At 66.2% G+C, this 17586-nt stretch carries 25 protein-coding genes; 6 read left to right on the forward strand and 19 right to left on the reverse strand.

Going from position 1 to position 17586, the window contains the following annotated elements:
- The first annotated feature begins 165 nt into the window (after window positions 1-165).
- Genes B3K53_RS14770 through B3K53_RS14780 form a run of 3 tightly spaced genes read left to right on the forward strand, consistent with a single transcriptional unit; the run spans window position 166 to window position 1321 of the window.
- Window positions 166-330, forward strand: coding sequence for a hypothetical protein (locus tag B3K53_RS14770; RefSeq protein ID WP_292085289.1), 165 nt, complete (start codon window positions 166-168; stop codon window positions 328-330).
- Between the two features lie 3 nt (window positions 331-333).
- Complete coding sequence (locus tag B3K53_RS14775; RefSeq protein WP_292085290.1) at window positions 334-1035, forward strand: SOS response-associated peptidase family protein; 702 nt, start codon at window positions 334-336, stop codon at window positions 1033-1035.
- A gap of 25 nt (window positions 1036-1060) precedes the next feature.
- Entirely contained in the window at window positions 1061-1321 is a 261-nt protein-coding gene (locus B3K53_RS14780) for a hypothetical protein (protein ID WP_292085291.1), read from the forward strand.
- Here the strand turns inward: B3K53_RS14780 and B3K53_RS14785 are convergent, their stop codons facing one another.
- From B3K53_RS14785 to B3K53_RS14795, 3 genes are all read right to left on the reverse strand, one after another.
- Window positions 1322-1522, reverse strand: a complete 201-nt coding sequence (locus tag B3K53_RS14785; protein WP_292085292.1) for a hypothetical protein — start codon at window positions 1520-1522, stop codon at window positions 1322-1324.
- Window positions 1523-1727: 205 nt separating this feature from the next.
- A complete protein-coding gene (locus B3K53_RS14790) occupies window positions 1728-2228 on the reverse strand; it encodes a ferritin-like domain-containing protein (protein WP_292085294.1) in 501 nt (166 codons plus the stop codon).
- 94 nt (window positions 2229-2322) lie between these two features.
- The gene (locus B3K53_RS14795) at window positions 2323-2592 is read right to left on the reverse strand and encodes a DUF6894 family protein (protein ID WP_292085295.1); all 270 of its coding nucleotides are present in this window, start codon (window positions 2590-2592) and stop codon (window positions 2323-2325) included.
- A gap of 601 nt (window positions 2593-3193) precedes the next feature.
- On the opposite strand from B3K53_RS14795, the gene B3K53_RS14800 reads away from it, so the two are divergent.
- Together B3K53_RS14800 and B3K53_RS14805 are read left to right on the forward strand one after the other, a co-directional pair.
- A complete protein-coding gene (locus B3K53_RS14800) occupies window positions 3194-3496 on the forward strand; it encodes a hypothetical protein (protein WP_292085296.1) in 303 nt (100 codons plus the stop codon).
- A gap of 87 nt (window positions 3497-3583) precedes the next feature.
- A complete protein-coding gene (locus tag B3K53_RS14805; RefSeq protein ID WP_292085297.1) occupies window positions 3584-3892 on the forward strand; it encodes a hypothetical protein in 309 nt (102 codons plus the stop codon).
- Between the two features lie 127 nt (window positions 3893-4019).
- Here the strand turns inward: B3K53_RS14805 and B3K53_RS14810 are convergent, their stop codons facing one another.
- From B3K53_RS14810 to B3K53_RS14875, 14 genes are all read right to left on the reverse strand, one after another.
- Complete coding sequence (locus B3K53_RS14810) at window positions 4020-4322, reverse strand: hypothetical protein (RefSeq protein WP_292085298.1); 303 nt, start codon at window positions 4320-4322, stop codon at window positions 4020-4022.
- 243 nt (window positions 4323-4565) lie between these two features.
- Window positions 4566-5189: a peptidoglycan-binding domain-containing protein gene (locus B3K53_RS14815; RefSeq protein WP_292085299.1), complete on the reverse strand. Its 624-nt coding sequence runs from the start codon at window positions 5187-5189 to the stop codon at window positions 4566-4568.
- Window positions 5190-5396: 207 nt separating this feature from the next.
- Entirely contained in the window at window positions 5397-5642 is a 246-nt protein-coding gene (locus B3K53_RS14820; RefSeq protein WP_292085300.1) for a hypothetical protein, read from the reverse strand.
- Window positions 5639-6016, reverse strand: coding sequence for a hypothetical protein (locus B3K53_RS14825; protein ID WP_292085302.1), 378 nt, complete (start codon window positions 6014-6016; stop codon window positions 5639-5641). Before B3K53_RS14825 ends, B3K53_RS14820 begins: the two co-directional genes overlap by 4 nt.
- Before the next feature lie 178 nt (window positions 6017-6194).
- Entirely contained in the window at window positions 6195-6317 is a 123-nt protein-coding gene (locus tag B3K53_RS14830) for a hypothetical protein (RefSeq protein ID WP_292085303.1), read from the reverse strand.
- Window positions 6314-6868, reverse strand: a complete 555-nt coding sequence (locus B3K53_RS14835; protein ID WP_292085304.1) for a hypothetical protein — start codon at window positions 6866-6868, stop codon at window positions 6314-6316. Before B3K53_RS14835 ends, B3K53_RS14830 begins: the two co-directional genes overlap by 4 nt.
- The gene (locus tag B3K53_RS14840; protein ID WP_292085305.1) at window positions 6868-7071 is read right to left on the reverse strand and encodes a hypothetical protein; all 204 of its coding nucleotides are present in this window, start codon (window positions 7069-7071) and stop codon (window positions 6868-6870) included. Before B3K53_RS14840 ends, B3K53_RS14835 begins: the two co-directional genes overlap by 1 nt.
- Before the next feature lie 21 nt (window positions 7072-7092).
- Window positions 7093-7956, reverse strand: a complete 864-nt coding sequence (locus B3K53_RS14845) for a hypothetical protein (protein WP_292085307.1) — start codon at window positions 7954-7956, stop codon at window positions 7093-7095.
- Window positions 7956-8966, reverse strand: a complete 1011-nt coding sequence (locus B3K53_RS14850) for a hypothetical protein (protein ID WP_292085308.1) — start codon at window positions 8964-8966, stop codon at window positions 7956-7958. The genes B3K53_RS14845 and B3K53_RS14850 overlap by 1 nt, the downstream gene beginning before the upstream one ends.
- A gap of 14 nt (window positions 8967-8980) precedes the next feature.
- Window positions 8981-12091, reverse strand: coding sequence for a hypothetical protein (locus tag B3K53_RS14855; protein ID WP_292085309.1), 3111 nt, complete (start codon window positions 12089-12091; stop codon window positions 8981-8983).
- The gene (locus B3K53_RS14860; protein ID WP_292085310.1) at window positions 12091-12513 is read right to left on the reverse strand and encodes a DUF6950 family protein; all 423 of its coding nucleotides are present in this window, start codon (window positions 12511-12513) and stop codon (window positions 12091-12093) included. Before B3K53_RS14860 ends, B3K53_RS14855 begins: the two co-directional genes overlap by 1 nt.
- Entirely contained in the window at window positions 12513-13214 is a 702-nt protein-coding gene (locus tag B3K53_RS14865; RefSeq protein ID WP_292085311.1) for a hypothetical protein, read from the reverse strand. Before B3K53_RS14865 ends, B3K53_RS14860 begins: the two co-directional genes overlap by 1 nt.
- A 4-nt stretch (window positions 13215-13218) precedes the next feature.
- Window positions 13219-13815: a hypothetical protein gene (locus B3K53_RS14870; protein WP_292085313.1), complete on the reverse strand. Its 597-nt coding sequence runs from the start codon at window positions 13813-13815 to the stop codon at window positions 13219-13221.
- Window positions 13815-16274 carry a hypothetical protein gene (locus B3K53_RS14875; protein ID WP_292085315.1) on the reverse strand — a complete coding sequence of 820 codons (2460 nt, stop codon included), beginning with the start codon at window positions 16272-16274 and terminating at the stop codon, window positions 13815-13817. The genes B3K53_RS14870 and B3K53_RS14875 overlap by 1 nt, the downstream gene beginning before the upstream one ends.
- Before the next feature lie 61 nt (window positions 16275-16335).
- Between B3K53_RS14875 and B3K53_RS14880 the strand changes: the two genes are divergently transcribed.
- Window positions 16336-16542 carry a hypothetical protein gene (locus B3K53_RS14880; RefSeq protein WP_292085316.1) on the forward strand — a complete coding sequence of 69 codons (207 nt, stop codon included), beginning with the start codon at window positions 16336-16338 and terminating at the stop codon, window positions 16540-16542.
- Window positions 16543-16666: 124 nt separating this feature from the next.
- On the opposite strand, the gene B3K53_RS14885 is transcribed toward B3K53_RS14880, so the two are convergent.
- Window positions 16667-17098, reverse strand: coding sequence for a gene transfer agent family protein (locus B3K53_RS14885; RefSeq protein ID WP_292085317.1), 432 nt, complete (start codon window positions 17096-17098; stop codon window positions 16667-16669).
- Window positions 17098-17568 carry a phage tail tube protein gene (locus tag B3K53_RS14890; protein ID WP_292085319.1) on the reverse strand — a complete coding sequence of 157 codons (471 nt, stop codon included), beginning with the start codon at window positions 17566-17568 and terminating at the stop codon, window positions 17098-17100. The genes B3K53_RS14885 and B3K53_RS14890 overlap by 1 nt, the downstream gene beginning before the upstream one ends.
- Window positions 17569-17586: the final 18 nt, after the last annotated feature.

A 17586-nucleotide genomic window follows, 5' to 3' on the forward strand; every position in this document is an offset into this window, starting at 1 on the left:
GCTCAGGTGCGCATCATCATCGAAGAAGACTAGAGCGGCGCATATTGCCGGGCCACCGCTCACACAGCCGGCACTGCCGTGTTCGAACGATGCGCAAAGGCAGAGGTTCCGCGACTCCTCAAACGGCGACCTGTGTGAGAGGCTTCGCACCCGGGAGGAACGAAGATGTCCAGCTTCACCGACGAAGATCGAGAAAAAGAACTGCGGCGACGTCAGCGCCAGCCGCTGTATGCCCCGCCGCTATTGATCACCTGCCTCCACTGCCAGAGGGCGGTGCCAAGGGCCGAAGTGACTTCGGTCGAACACCCGATCTGCACGGCCTGCATCTGAGCCATGTGCAACCTCTACCGGCAGCGCAGTGGTCCTCAGGCCATCATGGACATGGCAAAGGCCATGCGATCCGACGCCGGCAATATGGAGCCGCGGGACATCTACCCCGACTACGCGGCGCCCATCGTGCGCTGGGAGGGCGACGAGCGGATCCTGACCGCCGCACGCTGGGGCATGCCCTCATCGCGCAAGGCGCTGATGGACGCGGCGACGAAACGGGCGGACAAGCTGCGAGCCAAGGGCAAGGACGTGGACTTCCCCAAGCTATTGGAGATGGAGCCGGACAGCGGCACGACCAACGTCCGCAATACCAGCTCTTCGCACTGGAAGCCCTGGCTGAAGCCCGAGAACCGATGCCTAGTCCCGTTCACGGCATTCAGTGAGCCAGGCCGCGATGCCGAGGGGCGCTATCAGCCTGTCTGGTTCAAGCTGGCCGGCGACGATCCCGAGCCGCTCGCCTTCTTCGCTGGCGTCCACGTCCAGGACTGGACCTGCGTCCGCAAGATCAAGACCGGCATGGAGACCTGCGACCTGTTCGCCTTCCTGACGACGGAGCCCAGCGAGCCGGTGAAGTCGGTCCACCCCAAGGCCATGCCGGTGATCCTAACCGAGCCCGACGAGATCGAGGCGTGGATGACGGCGCCGTGGGAGATCGCCAAGGAGTTGCAGCGGCCCCTCGCTGACGGGGCCTTGGTGGTCATCTGAGCACCACTCAGATAGACGGCCAGGCATGACCCCTGACGAACTGAACGACACCCTGGATGCAATGGCCAAGGCCGCAGGCGATGACGCAGGGAAGCTCCCCGGCCTGATCACGGTCGAGACCAGCCACTGGGTGAATGTCCTGTCAGGTGTCCGCGCGACCTGCTCCGCCCTGCGCCACCGCAACATTGCGATCCACGTCGGCTCTGCCCAGGAGACGAAGGTGCTGACGCGCGCCGAGGCAGGCGAGCGAGGAGAACCTTATCGCGATCTGACGCAAGCGGTTTGATCAAGCGTTCATCGGACTGCTGGCAGCGTGGATCGTGGCGATTGTAGTAGCGCCAGAGAAGACGTCGGCCGAGGTGGCGCGCGGGTGCCGCGCTAACAGGCGAACGGCTTCTTGCAGGGCGTCATCGCGCGTTTCAGCGTCCAGCGCTTCCATGTGCGTGGCGGATGAGTTGCGGGTTTCGATCAGGCAAATATAGGTCACGACGGACCCCTCGACCGTTCAGGCGGGAGTGTGCGGCGTGCCCTACCGATTTCTTCCAGCCGCAGGCGCCCAGGGTAGTCTCTTGGCCTGCGATGAATGAACGCTACACCGCGGGACACTGCTAAGCCAAATTGCGAAAGCCCGCCCCGGCGACCCGGGGCGAGCCTCGACGAGTGGGCACCCTGCTAGGCTGCGACCAGCTCAGTTATGCGGCGGAACTCAATGCTTCTGCATTTACCGCCGCATCCGCAATGGTCGTCAGGTCTTCATCGGTCTGGGACTCTTCCTGAAGCGTCTCGTCCAGGAGCTTGACGGCATCCTGCAGCCCCATCGCCTGCGCCCATCGCTTCAAAGTGCCATACCGGGTGATCTCATAGTGCTCCACCGCTTGAGCCGCGGCCAAAAGGCCGGCATCCAGCGCCGGAGAGTCCTTGTATTCCTCGATGATCTCATCGCCCTCGGCCAGAATGCCCTCAATGGCGTCGCACGTCTTTCCGCGCGGAGCCTTGCCGATGATCTCGAACACTTGCTGGAGGCGCTCGATCTGGCCTTCAGTTTGTTCCTTATGCTTTTCGAATGCAGCCCTGAGTTCCGGCGCCTGCGCGGCACGAGCCATCTTCGGCAGCGACTTCAAGATTTTGCGCTCAGCGTAGTAAATATCCCTGAGCGTGTCGTGAAATAGGTTGTCGAGCGTCTTATCCGCCATGTTCTCCTCCATATTGGTGGGAGGAGAAGAGCCTGACCGGAAGCTTGTTCCATATACCAACGCTGACGAAGTCCGGCGGTAGGTTAGCCTGAAGCTACGCGTCGAGCCAGACGTCTGCCCCAGGATCAGTCGCAAATGGATTCTCCGATACCTCTATTCGCGCATGGAGGATCGCCTCACCTTCCGAGTTCTCGACCTTGACGGTGATGGTTGCGAAAGGAAGCTCCTGCAGGGCGTGGTCCTTGAAGGCCTCCGACGTCGCCAGCAAAGCCTGGTTACGCGCTGCGGCGTCGTCAGCGGCATATAGCTCCGAGGTGGAGGATTGGCCGTCTGTGACGATGTGGAAAGTGTACTCAAGTTCCATTACCCCCCAACTGCCCGCATCACCAAAAGATGCCGGACTGCCTGATAAGGCGCGGATCTGATCGCTGCGTCTGGAACTGGACACAGGCTCTCCACGTTTCTTCCGCACACCGTTGTCAGCAGCTTTTGGAGGACCTCGTGCCGGGGAGCCCAGACGATCAACTGCGCCAGAAGGTTGATATGTTTCTTAGAGATACTCTGAAGGAACGCGATCCCGCTGTTCGCGCCAAGCTGTTGGGCAAGGCCGTCTATTGGAACCAGATATCTGCCAAAGCAGATAGCCCAAGGGGCAAGTCGCAACTACGCCAAGGACGGGTAGCCAGCGACCCTTACAACCGTTTCGCATCGCATGTCTGAAGTCCGCCCCGGCACCCATGTCGCCGAAGACCCGGCCGAGCTGTCCGATCTGCGCCCGGCTCCACGGTGGGTTGTGACATCCCAATATCCAGATCCACGTCGGGTCGGGCGAAACAGACTAAGTTGCTGACGCGCGCCGAAGCGGCGAGCGCGGGGCACCCTACAGGGACCTGACGCAGCCTCTTGACGCTGTGACGCGAGGTTCCAAATATCCGCTGCCTTCAATCTTCACTGGAGATGCTTCGATGCAAATCGTCGTTGTGGAACCTGCTGGCGATGTCTGGTCCGTCCGCGTGGATGGCGTGGAGCCCCAACTTTTCATGCGTGGCAGAGCGGCCGAGGAGGCCGCGAGAAATCTCGCCGAGGCCTTGGCCGCAGCAGGCGATACCGTCGAGATACAGCTCTTTCTGCGCAATGGCGAAAAGGCTGCCCGCTTCATTTGCCTTCCGCCGGGTCCCGAAGCAGATAAGCCTCTGCTTGTGGGGGGTAGTGTTCTGGGACGGGTGCCGCCCGGCGATGGCGGCGACATCGGGAGGGTCGCTGCTTAAGCAAGCGGGCCGCGCCTTCCGGTGGCGGGATTCTCACCTCGATCCTGAGCAGTTTGCCGGCGGCGGCTGACCATGGGAAGCTGCGGAATGAAGCGAGAACCGCCGACGGTCGAAGATCTAGAAGCCTTTTCGGACCAGTTACAGGGTCCGCTTGGCGTGGCCCTGCGCGAGGCGGGCGCCATAATCGAGAAGCGCATGCGCGAGCGCGGCCAAGCATGGGCCGACCTCGACGACAGGCAAGTCGTGGATGTCTTCCTGACTGCGTTCATGGAGGCCGCGCCGCGCGCCTATCCCCACAAGAATCCCGCAGATGTGGAACGAGCGGTCGCAGCGATGGTCCAGGGCGTCAGGATGGAGATCGCTGCCACCGCCGTCAGCAGCCCGTCAGTGAACTGAAACGACGAAGGCCCGCCCCGGCGAACCGGAGCGGGGCTCGATAGCGGAGCGTGAGGGCTCGACGCTCATATTGTCTGAACTGGATAACATGGCTTGCAGCCGGGGCCGTTGTTATCCGTCTGGCAAACTAGCCCGGCTTCGGCCGCACGTCGGGTGGCGGACAATCCAGCCCCTTCATTCCCATCTCGTCGAAAAACCGGCAAAGCCGCCCGACCTGAGCCCATCCGGACTCGCCCCACGCCTCGACCGCATTGTCGTGCTTCTCGCCCGCGATCCGGCTGGTCAGCACGTCGTTGGGCGGGACCGGTTTAGGCTGGACCCTCAAGTCCTCGGCACGCGGGAAGGCTGCGCCCGGCGTCTCGCAACTGGCGACAGCGGCGCCGCAGCTCACGATCATCAGGCAGGCTATCAGGAAGCGCTTGCGCGGCATGGTTTCTCTCCTCTTGCCGGTTACGAATGGTGGTGGTGTCGGTGAGGCGCTCGCCAGCGGCTGTTTCCCGCGCGCTGGAGGCCTTCGCCTCGATCTTGGCTTGCTCAGCAGCCTGCCGGTCGCGGACGCCGTCAGCGCCCCTGTGGGAGCAATAGGCGCCGAAGATCAGGAAGGCGGCGAGGACGGCCAGCGCCAGCCAAGCCGTCGGGGTGAGGGCGCGTCCGAGGCGGAGGGCGAGGGCGATCATCGCGCCCACTCCCCGGTCTTCTTGTGCAGCCAGGTCAGGAACTGGCCGACGGTCTTGTTCTTGAGTATGGCCGGGTTGGCCTTGGTCGCCTCGGGACCCGCGATCAGATCCGCGCGGGCGTTCACGTCGGCGGCGATGACCTTGGCGGCCATCCCGGCGCCGAAGAAGTGCGCGGCATAGAGCGAGGCCCGGTTGATCGGGATGCCCTTGGCCTTCAAGACAGCGGCGTTCTTGGCCGTGAAGGTCTTGGCGCGGGCCAGTTGCTCCTCCAGCGAGGGCTTCAGACCGCCGAAGGCAGGGCGGCGGATATACTCGCCCTTGGCGTTCTTGCCCCAGGCACCACCCTCACGGACCCAGCTGGACAGGATGAACTGGTAGAGCCCGGACGCGGTCGACGTCGGCGCCTGCACATAGGGTCGGTCGGCGCTCTCGATGCGCGACAGCATCGGCCAGTAGTCGTCGGGGATCTCGCTGGCCGGCACAGTCGGAGGGCTGACCCCGGCTAGTTCAGCCAGCTCGCGCAGCTTGGCTTCGGTATCGCGACCGGCCCAGCCGTCTTCGGTCAGGCCGAAGGTGCGCTGGAACAGGCGCACGAAGTCGTCGTCGCTCATGATGCTCATGGCGAGGTCTCCAGTTCAGATTGTGGGGGAGCAGTCGGGCCGCGCCTGCTGGACAACCGCGTAGCGTGGCGAAATATTATCGTTGTTCAGATGGAGGCAGGACGTGGCGAGAAGGCCAAGCAAACGAAGTGGTCGGACATTGGAGATTGTCCTCACCCTGTTGTGCCTGACCCTCTTCGGCGTCTTAGGCTGGCTCGCAATCGGCGGTTAGCCGCCGCTGTCGCTCGCCTGGTTCCGGCCGAAGTAGAAGCCGAGGATCAGCAGCATCCCGTCCTTGAACATGGACGCCACCAGCATCACGGCATCGGCGTAGCGCTCGGCCACTGCGTCGCCCAGCCATGCGATGACCGGCAGGAAGAGCAGGTTCCCGGCGAGAAAGCCGAGGGCGAGGATCGTCGTGGTGCGCGGCAGATTGATCACCTGCGGCCACCAGCGGGGCGGTTTGCGGCTCATGTCGGGGCTCCAGACTTGAGGCCAAGGCCGGCGAGGGCGGCCATGCCCAGAGCGACCAGCCAGGGCGCTGTCTGGCGCATCCAGTCGACCAAGCCCTTGGCGCCGCGTTGCTGATCACGCGTGCCTTCCAGGTCGTCGATCCGCTTCAGAGCGGCGGCCAGCCGATCATTCAGGCCTTCGATCTGACGCTCGTATTCCCGAGCCTCCAGCTTGATCACCCGCTCGCGGACGTCATCGACCTTGGCGTTCATCCGCTCGACCTGACGGCCAAGGGCTGACACGGCGTCGGTCAGCCCCCGCATGGCGTGGATTTCCGCCATGCTGACGGCCTCCGGCTTGGTCACCGGAGTCATGATCTCGTCGCCTGCTGACATGCGGGCTCCTACGCGGGGGATTGTGGGGGAACATGAGCCGAACCGACGGGTTCAGGCACCATGAACGTTGATATGGAAGTGACCGCGGGCCTGAGCCTGATCGGAGCATGGGTGTTTGCGATGTGGAGCGTCGCCCGGCTCTACCGCGGGCCGCAGCCGTTCGCCGATCAAGGGACGCTCAGCGTTTCGCGAGCCGCAGCCCGACGACGACGCCAAGCCCGAAAATCAGCGAGGCTATGCCGCCGCCGATGATGGCCATGTCGACCAGCAGGCCTTTGGGGCCGGGGATGCCGAGGATCACGACGGCCAGCCTTCCATGCGGTCGATGATGACGGGATAGGCAGCCCGCTGTTGCGACTTCAGCGCCCCACCGTGGAACAGGAGGCGCGACCCCTTGGCGGTCATGGCCGCCAGCACCGCCAGCACCTGCAAGGCCGTGGTCTGGATGTTCCAGTTGTCCTCGGCCCGCATCGGCAGGATCGTGTTCGGAGCGCCGGAAACCACGGCCGTCAGCGCCGCGCCCTGAAGTGCCTGCCAGTTGCGTTGATCCTCGGCGCGCATCTGGAGCAGACGGACGCCCGCCGCGATCTCGGCGCCCGTATCGTCCAGCGCCAGGGTCTCGCCGAAGTCATGGGCGAAGTCCTCGGCCGTGCGCCGGTCACGCTCGGCGTCGATCAGGGCGCAGAGCTCTTCGACCGTGGGCGCAATGGGTTCGGGCTCGACCCATGTCACACCGAGGGCCTCGCGGTCCTCGGCAGACATGATCAACAGCGTCCCATACGAATAGGCGAAGCCGTCGATCTCGACGTCCTCGTCATAGGCGAGGGGCTCGCCGTGCAGGACGTAGGGCATCAGGCGACGGCCGGCTCGCGCACCGAAAGCTCGGTGTAGCCGTTGACCCAACGGACGTGGATGAACTGAGCGCCCGCGTTCAGCTTCTCGTCCAGCAACTCCTCCCAGGTCTTGTTGCGGATGATGGGGTCGGGCTGGCCGTCGTTGCCGTCCTCGGTGTCTCGGCTGATGAAGTGGACGCGATAGGTATTGGTCTTGAGCATGTCGTTCTCCTTGTTTGAAAATCAGACGTTGGGGGCGTTTGACGGATAGGAGCGGTCGCCCAACCACATGAGGCGCACACCGCCGCCGCCGCCGATACCGGCCCAGCCGCCGCCGGCGCCGAAGAGCCCGCCGTTCGCGCTATTGCCCGCCGACGCGCCTCCCGAGCCGCCGCCGCCGCCCTGTGCTGCGCCCGCGCCCGCGCCGCCGGTTCCATCAGCCCCTTTGCCGAGCAGGCCGACACCGCCTCCACCCCAGCCGCCGCCCTTGCCGCCGCCGCCGCCGCCAGAGTTGAGAGCCGCGTTTGCACCATTGAATCCCGACCACTGTCCGCCGTCGCCTCCTGCGCCTGCATATCCCGCCGCGCCGCCGCCGCCGCCGCCTTCCCCTGTCGTATCTTCCCCGGGGCCCCCGCGGCCTCCGGAATACGAGACAAAGGCGAGAGTGGCGTCGTAATCGCCGGACCTGACAAAGCCCGCGCCACCCTCCGCCCAAACCGGAGACGACGTGCCGATGACGCCGCCGGCGCCGCCGCCGCCGCGCATCAGATCGGTTGCGCCCCGACGGATGGCAGTCACCCCGCCGGTGAACCCGCCCTGGTTGAGAACGGACCCAGCCGCTCCTCCAGCGCCAACGACAACAGTCAGGGTTTCTCCGGGCGTTACGATAAGGCAGCAGAAGGCCAGGCCGCCGCCTGCACCGCCGCCCGGACGGCGACCTGCAGAGACGTTGCTCGATCCCCCGCCGCCGCCGCCGCCGACGGTCAGAGCCCACAGGCGTGTCACGCCAGCGGGGACCACGAAGCTGTAGGTTCCAGGCGTGGTCCATTGCTGCTGGCCGGGAGCGGCGGCGCTTGATGCGCGGCCAATGATGGGCGAGACGCGCATCAGGCGATGCCCTTCTCAAGGGCCGTCAGTTCCACAACGCCGCCGCAGATTTCGACCCCGCAGCGGTCCACGGCGTTCGCCGCCGTCGACAGGGTGTAGGAGCCGACCTTCTTGATCGCCGCGTTCACGGCCAGCGTCCGGCTGCCCGTCGCGTCCTGCTGGAAGCGGATGACGCCCGAGATCTCCTTCGTCAGGCCGGTGATGCTCATGGTCGAGTTGGCCGTCAGCGTGACCTTGAACTTCCGACCGGCGCTGAAGTCGAGCGTGAAGGCGCCCGACGCAGTCACAGGGATATAGCCGTCGGCATCGACCAGAGTAGCGGGATCGACGGCCTTGCCAGTGACATTCCCTGCGCGGATCTCGGAAGCCGTTGCGTAAGCGACCGTAGCGTCGGATCCGGGCTCGCCGTCGGCGCCAGGCGGTCCTTGAGGGCCCTCGTCCCCAGGATCGCCCTTATCTCCCTTGTCGCCTTTGCCGAAGGGGATGGCGCCCGACCAGCCGGAAGGCGCGACGCGGAAATAGAGATTGCCGTTCGCGACATCGAGGTAGGAGAAGCCGACGGGTTCGGCGTCATAGGCGGAACGGCCTGCCAGGTCGCCCTGTGCGTCCACGGTGAAGGCGTCGCCGCGATCCCCCTTGTCACCCTTGGGTCCAGTATCGCCGGTGTCGCCTTTGTCGCCTTTGGGGCCCGTGTCGCCGGTGTCTCCCTTAGGACCGACGTCGCCCTGGTCGCCTTTGTCGCCCTTCGGTCCGGTGTCGCCCTGATCCCCCTTCGGCCCCTCCGGGCCTTGTGGACCCTCGGGACCTTCGCCTCCGACCGTCGGCCGACCCGCGCCCCAGCCCAGAGCCGTCTTCGGCCCGTAGATCAGGTTGTTCTCCAGATCGATCGCCACGGCGCCGATAGTGCCCAGGTCGGGCGAGGGCGGGGCGGTGATGATGATGGTGTTGTCGATCCTCCCCAGGGTGTCCTGAAGGATGGCCGCGATGTCGGTAAGGGTGGGCTCTGCCAAGGCTCAGCCTCCTGTCAGTTAGAGTCGGTGAGCTGGACGTCGACGACCACGGTCGCGGTCTGTCCGCCGAAGGAGACGATGGCCAGATAGATCGCCCGCGTGAGGCCGCCGGGCGCCACATCCCCAGAGAACGAGGCGAAGCGGCCGGTCTGGAAGAAGTCGACGTTGCCGCCGACCTCGTCCGTCTTCACCCAGCGCACAGTGGCGGACGAAGCACCGGGCCCGCTGACCACGATCTCGACGGTTCCGGTCGAGACAATGCCGCCGCCGGGCGCGGAACCCGAGGCGATGTCAGGGACCGCCACGGCGCTCAGGCCGCCACCGCCCGAGGGGAAGTCGTTGCCGCCGATGCGCGGGGCGTTGCGAGCCAGGTAGAAGTCGGCGTTGGCACGCGTCATGTCCGCGACGGCCACGCCAGCCGGGCCGAGCCACATCAGCATCTCGCCGCTGGCCCCGAACGGTCCGTTGGTCACCAGCCGTCGGCCGTCGCCGGTCAGGGTCTGCAGCGTGTCGCTGGCGTCTTCCCAGAAGGTGTTGTCGCCGAACCAGAGCTGGTCGGCCATCAGGGCGATGTCCGAGCCCGACGCCTGCGAGATGATCGACACCCGCGCCGGACGGCCGCCGCCCGCCGCCGCCTCCAGATCGAAGCGGGCGACGTTGTTCTGGCTCTCCAGATCGACGATGGCCTCGCTGTTCATCGTGACCGTCGACTGGACGCCCTCGACCTCTGCGACGAGGGCAGAGGTGGCCTCGGCGGCCGAATTAGCCGTGGCGACGGCCGTGGTCGCCCTGGTGTCCACGATGGCCAGGGCCTCGCCCAGACTGCTGACCTGCGTCGTCCGCGTCTCGGTCTCATTGCCCAGCGCCGTCGCCGTGGCGCGGGAGAAGTCATCGATCGCCGCCACCGACGCTTCCACGCCCGCGATCTGCAGCAGCCGCGCGGTGCTCTCGGCCTCGTCGGCGTCGCGCCGAACAACCCGCTCCTCTTCCAGCAGGGCGATCTGGTTAGCGTCCGCCAGTTCCAGGGTCTCGCGCGTGACCGCCAGCTTTTCGCTGACGTACTCGACGTTCTGGATGGTGAACTTCTTTTCCTTCTCGTCGCGGTTCCAGCGGTCCACCGCTTCCTTGATCAGGAGCGCGGCCTTGGCGCGGGCCTCGGCGCGGATGTCTTCCAGCGCCGGGGCGTCCGGAGCGATGTCCGCCGCCAGTTCGCTGGCCTTGGTCGGGCCGTAGTGCGTGCGCTCGCTGGGGACGCCCTTGAGCGAGAAGTAGGTGACGCCGACCCAGTACCACTGGTTGGAGCGCAGGCCGCTGATCTGGACGCGGCTAGTCGTGGCGGGGCCATCGTAGGCCTGGGCCCACTCCAGAGTGTCGAACTCGACCTCGTCTTCAGGCAGCGGCTCGCCGTCCTCACCGAGCGGAGCCAGCACATACTCCACCAGCATCCGGCCGACGTTGTCGGGGGCGGTTCCCACCACGATCACGCCCGGCTGGCTGACGCCACCGTTCTCGCCGGGGCGCGGAGTGACGATCCATCCTTCGGGCGCGTCCGGCTTCGAGCCTGTCGAGGTCAGGCCCGGCGTCGTCGGCGGATTGGCCGTTTGGCCCAGCGCCCATGGGTGCTTCCCGTCCGTCTCTGACCGCAGGTCCAGCGTGACAATCGTCGTGCCGGGATCGAACGTCCGCTTCAGGACGATGAACTTCTGGCCGTTCAGGCCCAGCTCCGGCGCCTCGACCGTCAGGGCGTCCCCGGCGCGCAGCCCGAGCAGGTGCGGTTTGCAGGGAATGCTGGCGGTCAGGGTCTCGCGCGCATTGGCGATGTCATAGGCCGCCAGTTCCGCCGCCTGCTTGGCGCGGGTGACGAAGTTGTAGGCCACCTCTCGGGTGCGCGGTTCACCCCGGTCCTCATCGCAATAGACAGACGACGTGACCTCGCCGGCAGCGACCTGTTCGAACTTGTAGGTCTCGTCGCGATAGCGCGGGATGATGGTGTTGAAGCGGTCTCGGCGCGCCGCCATCACGCCCATGCGCACCGGCCCGACGATGTCCGCCGAGGTCAGGGTGTAGAGAGACGCGCGCGGCGCGTTGGTCATGCAACTGATCTGCGCGCCGCGGTTCAGAGGAATGGCGCCACCAGCCTGCAACTGCGAGGCAAGGGTCTGCCACTTGTCGTCGACCGTGGTCCACTCGCCGCCTATGGTCCAGGCATTCGCGTCGGCGATATTGGCGCCCTCGATGAAGGCCCCGATGTCGATGGCTTCGTCCGGCGCACCGACGCCAGCTAGCCGCTTCGACCGGTCAATAGTGCCGTCCGGATTCAGTTTGTGGTGGCCGCGAACCCAGGCTAGCGCGTGGATATGCGCGCGATCGCTGAAGGCCCAGGTGCGCCAGTCGTCGCGGCGCTGGGGGCCGAGGCCACCCGGATAGGTGCTGTCGTATCGCGGATCCCAGACCTTCTGGCCCAGCAGGTACCAGAGCGGGCGAGGAACCCCGCTCTCATAGCTGGCGCGCTTGGAGTTGTTGCGCATCGTCCAGAACGAAAGGGCGTAACCCGAGGTCCGGTGCGCCGCCGTCCACGGCGGATCCATCGCAGGCGTGCCTTGCGCCTGGCCGGTCGGCGGCCCGAGCGTCCCGTCTGTGGGCAGACCCAGCTTGTAGGTCATCCACATCTTGTCTTTGTATGGCTCGATGTTCGCCGCCATGCCCTGGGGGCCGGGGAAGGTGACGAAGTTGCCGTTGGCCGAGAAGGCTTCGACCGACTGGATGGGGCCGAGCGACAGCACGGTCGCGAACGACAGGAACAGGTTCTCCTTCCCCCAGGACCGCATGTGGATCTGGCGGCCCGCCGTGCCGAAGCGCCCCATGACGCCGCCGATCGGGGCGGCAGGATCGGCCTTGAATGCGGTCGGCGATCCGCCGGAGCCGGTCTTGGGTTGGAGCAGGGCCGACGCCAACGCCGAGGCGCCCATGAGTGCGCCGGTCTTGAGCGCGCCGCCGGCGAGGGCAATGGCGGCGCCTTCCCCCAGCATGCCCACCATGGGCGCGGCCAGCATTCCGGTCAGGGCGGCGGCAGCGCCTCCCACCCAGGTGACGGCGGCGGCGACGGCAGGCACGACGAAAGGCATCAGATCGACCTCCAGGCCGCGACGTATTCAAGGGGCTGGATGACGGTGCAGACGCCGGACGACGCCCAGAAGCCGAGGGCGCGGCCGTTGCCGATGGCGACGCAAAGCGCGACGCCGTCCTCGCCTTGCAGCGCCAGTATGTCGCCGGGCAGGGCCGTGGCCGGCGCGATGCGCGGCAGGCCGAGGCCGTCCACCGCGTCCTCAAGGTTCGAATAGCCCAGCGTCATGAGGGCGCGACGGGCGCCGAGGGCAGATCGATAGGCGCCGGCCTTCAGCAGCGAGGCCTTCACCCCCAGCTTGCGCAGGCAGAAGGCGGCCATCCGTGCACAATCGTCCCTGCCGTAGGCCAGAGGCTTGCCCTCGAACCGCTTGATCGTCGCTTCAACGGCCGCGACGCGGCGCACCATCACGTGAGCCGCCATCAGTATTGGTCCATCTGGACGTCGCGCGATCCGCCGCCCCCGCCACCATATCCCCCGCCGCCGCCCATGCCGGGCGCGGTGCCGGTGCCCGGCTGTCCGCCGATCACATCGGTGACGATGTAGGGGCGCGGCCCGTCGTACCCCCACGGCTCTTCGCGCTGGATCTGGGTCACGAACTCGAACCCCTTCTCTCCCGGCCAGATGGACTGGTGGAAGGTGTTGTTCAGGCGCTGGCCCTCCGACTGTTCGAACAGGCGCTCCCAGGCCGAGGCCACGTCGAAGGTGATGATGGTCGCAGTCTCCGATGCATCGACCTCTGCCGTGTCCAGCTCGCCGAGAAACAGCAACTCAGGCTCGCCGATCAGCAGGCCTGTGGACGGCTCGACCGCGCCGAACCAGATCTTCACCGCGGCGCCCTGGTTCGCAGGCGAGGTGATGTCGGCCAGCGCCGGCAAAGATGCGGGCAGGAAGGTGAAACGGATGGTCGGCGCCTCGGTGCCCACCTGTTCCGACGCGCTTTCGATGGCATCGAGCACGCCATAGACCGCGTCCTCGCCGTTGTAGGTCTCGCCCGCGAACACGACCTGGCCCGCGCCGTCCGTCACGCGGATCGCGTGGCCGGGCAGGTCCACAGCGACGAGCAGGCATACGAGCGGCGCCGCACCTTTCAGCGCGGCGTCCAGGGACGCGTTCAGGGACATGAAGCTACTCGCGTTCGGTGATGCGGAACGACACTGAGATGGCGCCGATGGAGCGCACCTCGCGTTCGACGACGTCCTGTACGAAGCCTTCCAGCTTCGGCTCGGCCAACTCCACGACGGCGTTGTCCGGCGGCGATCGGCGGATCATGGGCCAGATCGGCAGCGCTGCCTGACCAGAGCCGTTGGCGATCACTTCAGCCGTCGTCAGATAGGCGAAGCGACGACCGCTCGCGATCACCGACAGCCATTTCCCCTTGGGGATGACGACGCCGGGGGTCAGGCCATCGACGTTCAGGGTCTCGCCCTGCTGGTTGCTGCCGAGAACCAGGGGGACGCCATAGTCGCCGGGTGGAACCTTGGGCTCGGGGATGGCTATGACTGCCCCCTCGGTGCGGGCCCGCAACAGGTCGACGACCAGCCCGGGCCCACATCCGCCAGAGGCGATGGCCGGAACCTGCACCTCGATCGCGCTGCGGTCACCCAGCCGGCGGATCATCGTGTCGGGCCCGCCGCCGTGCGTCGGCGACATCGACCGCGCCCGGGAGACTTCGCGGACGAAGTACTGGGTCCCGCGGGGCAGGGTTCCGAGATCAACAGCCATCAGACGAACCTCTGTCGAGCGCGGCGCCCTGCTGTATGCTGTTCGGCGCGGTTGGCGGCGATGGCCGTCAAGGTGCCGCGCGCAGCGGCCTCGTAAGCGATCTGTCGAATGGCCTCGTCGCCGTTGGCGCCGTCCAGATCGATGCTAACCCTCAGTTCCTGAGGGCGAGCGCCTGCCTGTTGAACTCGACTCATTGCGGCGTTTACGCTCGGGATGATCGTGCCGCTCGTGTTGGGCACGAAAACCTCTGGTCGCCGCTCGCCGATCAGGACTGGAAAACCCGCCGTGGCGCTGCGTCCGGTCGCCGCCTTGCGTCCTCCGGTGAACATTGAGGCGAAAGCGGACAGCCAGTTCGCGCCGCCGCTGCCAGCACCCTTGCCCATCTGCGAGAACAGCGACGAAAGCAGGTCTTCAACCCCGTCCCAGGCCGCATCCTTGAAACGACGCCCGGCCTCTTCCCAGATATTGTCCGACCGAAGAACCGAGACGATGTTCGAGGCAATGGTTCGCCCATCCTCAGCGGCGGCCAGAGTGTCGAACTCGCCCCCAGCCATGGCCCGCGCTTCGGCTTCAGACGCGGCCAGCTTCAGACGCAAGATTTCGAGCGTCCGCTCCTCGATGAAGAGGCGGCGCTCGGCGTTCTTGATGGCGCCGTCCGCGCCGCTGATCCGCGCCAGTTCCGCCTCATAGCCGAGGCGGTCCATGAGTTGGTCGTTCAGAAGCTGCGCGTAGTCCGCATCGCGCTCCATCTGACGGCGTCGGCCTTCCAAAATGTCGTCGATCTGCTTTTCAGCCTTCTCGCGCTCCTCGGCGGCCATCTCGGCGGCATTGATGTAGGACAGGTGCTCGATGGCGCGGGCGCGAGCGTCGGTGTAGCCAGCGGCCTCGTACTGCGCCGTCATCTGGACCAGTGTCTGGCGCTCTTCTGCCGCCTTGATCGACGCTTCGTTGCCCGAGACGCGGGCGATGTCGATGGCGCGTTGGAGGGAGAGGGCTTCCTGGGCCTCGGCGCGGCGCGCTGCTGCAGCGGCTTCCGCCTTGGCGCGGCCTGCACCTGAAGCGCCAGCGCCACCGACTGGTGCCTGCTGATCTGATGAAAGGGTAAACCCGCCAAGTGCGGACTGGATCTCAGTGGCGGCCTTCTGGGCCTCGGTCGCGGCAGCGGTAGGAGCGGCAGAGGCAAGGGCCGACTGACCAGCCTTCCGGCTGGTCTCGACGCGCTGCAGGTAGGCTTGCTGGCGCTGCGCCTCGGCCACATTCCCCTCGCGCGTCAGGCGGGCGATAGACTGGCGAACACGAGCCTCTTCGCGAAGCTGAGCGTTGACACGCTCTTGGCCTTGCAGGGCCTTCTGGTTGGTGTCACCGCCGAGCGAGATCACGGCGGAACCGGCCGCGACAACAGGCAGCGCCCGCGCCGCAGCACCGGCTACAGCACCAGCTCCGGCAGCAACGCCTGCGCCGGCTGACGTGGCCCCGATCCCGGCAATGGCGACCCGTGCGGCAACGGCGGCTTTGACTAGGTTGCTGAGGCCGGTGATCACCATGGCGATGGGACCAGCGGCGGCGACCAGACCCAGCAGCGAGAGCCCGGCGATCTGCACGCCGGACGGGAGATCGTTGAAGGCTTTCAGGGCGTCAGTGGCCCATGTCAGCACCTCGCCAGCGATCGGCAGAAACTGGTCGCCGAACATTTCAGCCTGTTCTTGGAACGCGACTGTTGCTCGCTTTTCCTTCTCTGCGAGACCATCAGCCTCACGCGCCACCTGCCCTTGCGCCTCGGCCGACTGGCGCATGATGATGTTGGCGCGCGCGATGGACTTGGCGGCCTCCGATGCGTTGGTCGCGTTGCCCTTGAAGCCGAGGGCCAGGAGCTCGGCCTTCACAGCGGTCTCGTTGACGACGATGCCGAAGCGCTTCAGCGGCTCGGTTTCGCCGGTGATGCCCGAGATCACCGCGCGGAAAGCATCGGCGTCCGACACGTCGCGGAAGGCGGCGATGTCAAGCGACCGGCGCTGCAACTGATCGACGATTGACAGCGACTGCTGCGCATCCACGCCGAGAGCGGTCAGGACTGACCTGAGCTGCGTGAAGTTGTCCTTGATGTCGGTTTCGAGCCGGCCAAACTCGGTCGCGATGCCAGAGGCGGCGAGGGCAGCCTCCTTCGGCATATCGCGGAAAGTCTGTTCGAAGGCACCGCTGACCGCTTCTGCGCGACGCGCGGCCTGATAGGACATGGCCGTGATGGCGCCGAGCGCGACGGTCGCAGCCAGTTGAACCGGCCGCGCGAAGTTGCCCGCCTCGCGTCCGAGGTTCGCGAGGTTCTTGTCGAGCTGGCGCTGACGGCGTTCGATGGCGTCGGCCGTTTTGTCGAAGGTCCGCTGGCCCTGCGCGAGCGACTTCTCCATGCGGCGAATGTCGGCGCTCATCGTGAGGACGAGGCTTTCGATGTCTCGGGCCATGTTGCCTCACGGTTGCGCAGCGAATAGCGTCCCGACGCAGGGAGAGTGCGGGATGCGAACAATGGGACGTGTGTTGGTGGGGATCGGCGTCGCGCTGACGCTGTGGGCGTTCTTCATGCCCGTCGCGGTGATCGAACCACTGTCTGGCGATGTGATCGCCAACAATGACCTGCTGAACCAGCGCCTGCTGTTCGCCCTAACTGGAGGCGGAACCTTCGTTGGCGGTTGGCTCGCGATGATCCTCGACGCTCTGCAGAAGCGACCCTAGGCGTATTTCACCATCAGGGCGTCGTGCTCCTCTTCCGAGAGGCTTGACGGCTTCTGATCGGCTCCCGGCTGCGCGCTCGCCCATCCGGTGACGGCCGCCGCGTATTCCCAGAGCGACAGGTTATCTACTTCGCGCGGGCTGTACCCGACGACGGCGCCTGTGCCGTAGATGCTGGCGTAGCGGATTTTGCTGCGCGGGAGCGCTTCTTCTGCGGCGCCCCCGCCTGAGGCTCCCCCAGGCTCTCGTCCTCCACGCCGATGATCGAGGCGGCGACGATGGACTGCGCCAGGGCGACGTGAGGGAAGACCGGTGTGTCGTCGAAATAGGACTGCACCAGCTTGGTCGCGGAGTGCTGATCAGTCCCGCCGCCGATCAGGCCCTGCAGGATGGCCTCGCGGACGTCATCAATGCGCCAGTTGCTGGCGGCATAGCGCTGCAGCAACTCCATCGGACCGGCGTCCGTCTTCTCCTGCAACGCCCGAAGGCGCCCGAGGGGAAGCCGGAACAGCCGATCTTCGCCCCCGAACGCCAGGGTGACTTCCGCCGAACGGCTCATTAAGCGCCGCCGACGTTCGCGCCGAAGGTCGCCGCAACGATGCCGTCGGAGGCCAGGGTCATGGTCGAGTTGACCTTCTCGCCCCGATTCCCGTTCAGATCGAACTGGGTCAGGTGGAAGGCGCCGGCGAAGGTGATGACGTTGCCCACCGTGTCGTCGTCCAGGATGATCTGGCAGTTCTTGGACTCTTCGTTCTTCCACCAGTCCCACAGCTTCTTCACGTCCGACTTGTCGGACATGCCGCCGCCGGTGAAGTCGACCGACAGGGACTGCTTCTCACGCGCGGTGAAGGCTATGGCCTCCAGATCGGCGCAGTCGGGGATGGTGGCGTCATTGGTCTGGGCGTTGAAGGTGATCCCGCGCTCGGCGTTGATCGTGCAGAGGGCGGTGAAGACCTCCGGACCCGGCGTCGCGCCGTCGCCAACCTTGAGCACGAGCTTGACCCCGCGCGTGTACTTAACAGCGGCCATCGCGGCCTCCTTTGATGA

The organism is Brevundimonas sp. UBA7506 (genome assembly GCF_002479495.1).
In the GTDB taxonomy this organism is placed as follows: domain Bacteria; phylum Pseudomonadota; class Alphaproteobacteria; order Caulobacterales; family Caulobacteraceae; genus Brevundimonas.